Here is a 1359-nt window from a genome sequence, read left to right as displayed (position 1 = left end):
TAAAGTGTACCCTTTGTAAAGGACATTTTGAAAAAAGCCTAGGCGGTTTTAAGAAGATGATCTCTGTATTGAACAGGGGTCATCTTATTTAAATTCCATTGGTATCTGTAGTAATTGTAGTACGTCATATATTGTTTAATTTCACGCTTTAATTCATCTAAGGTTTCACATGGTTTTATATATGCTTCATCCTTGAAATGTCCATAAAATGATTCTTGAGGGGCATTATCCCAACAGTTGCCGCGTCTGGACATAGATTGGTGTAACCCAAGTTTCTTCACTAACTTTTGAAAGTTAGGGTGTGTATAGTGGGTTCCTTGATCAGAGTGTATCAATGCGTCTTCCGCTTTTCTAAAGTTACGGTTCTTCTTTAACTTTATAAGGGTGTTTGTAGCTAAATCCATCGTAATATGGGCTGACACGTTATAAGCTAAGATTTCATTAGTCGAACCATCTTTAATAGTCGACAAATAGGCTTTCTGACCTTTTCCGTAATATAAATACGTGATATCGGTTAGAAGAACTTTTCCAGGTATATCTTGCTTAAATTGTCTGTTCAATAGGTTTGGTACAACCCGATGTTCTTGTGTGGCCTTCATCATTCTCCTATAAGGATTTGCCCTTCTGATGGGACATATAATGTTATATTTCTTCATGATTCGACGGATAAGCTTCAAATTGTAGACAACATCAAATTGACCCGCCAAAGTCATTTTGATTTGACGTGCCCCTTTCTTTCGACCTTTGAAGTTATAGGCCTTTAAAATATTCTCTTTCAACACTTCATCCTTTTCATCCTTCAGTTTCCTTCGTTCTTGTGACTCTAATGTGAAATAATTATAATAACCACTTCTCGAAACGTCGGCTACTTTACAAAGGTAACTCACCATGTTTTTTAAATGATATTTTTCAATTACCGAACGGATAAGTTCATATTTCAGGCTTGGTGGAAGTGTTACTTTCTCATCCCCCTTTCCGCAAAACGGATCTTTTTTAGTAGTTCATTTTCTGCTTTTAACAAGTTAATTTCTGCTTCCAATCGAGCGTTTTTTTCTTTCAGTGTCAGTTCTTTTTCTCTAGGGCGCCCTGAGTTACCGACTCTGGTATCACGTAGGCCAATTAGCCCTTTTTCTGAGTAAGCATCCTTCCATCTTCTACTCGCTGATTTAACCCTTTGAATCCCCAAAATATCTACATCAAAACCGCATTCCTCAAAAATAACTCTAGCAAACTTGCCTTTCTTGGTTTCTGCAATAAATATATGTTTAAATTCATCAGTATAAGTAATTCCTTTAGAACTAATTGATTTAACGTATATATTAGCTGATAGTTGTTTAATCTCTTTATCTGTAAAAGTCT

General features: G+C 35.8%; 1 protein-coding gene. It reads right to left on the bottom strand.

What is annotated here, in order from left to right; genetic code table 11:
* Window positions 1-38: 38 nt before the first annotated feature.
* Window positions 39-1359, bottom strand: a protein-coding gene (locus V7138_RS25020; RefSeq protein WP_335402701.1) for an IS3 family transposase whose coding sequence is annotated in 2 segments (ribosomal slippage) — window positions 39-997 and window positions 997-1359 — 1322 coding nt annotated over the 2 segments. Because the reading frame shifts where the segments join, the coding sequence is not laid out codon by codon here. This gene is flagged as partial in the annotation.

Source organism: Bacillus sp. JJ1533 (assembly GCF_036965045.1).
In the GTDB taxonomy this organism is placed as follows: Bacteria; Bacillota; Bacilli; order Bacillales; family Bacillaceae_L; genus Ferdinandcohnia.
Note: the sequence above shows the minus strand (reverse complement) of the source record. Positions and strands in the feature narration are given on the sequence as shown.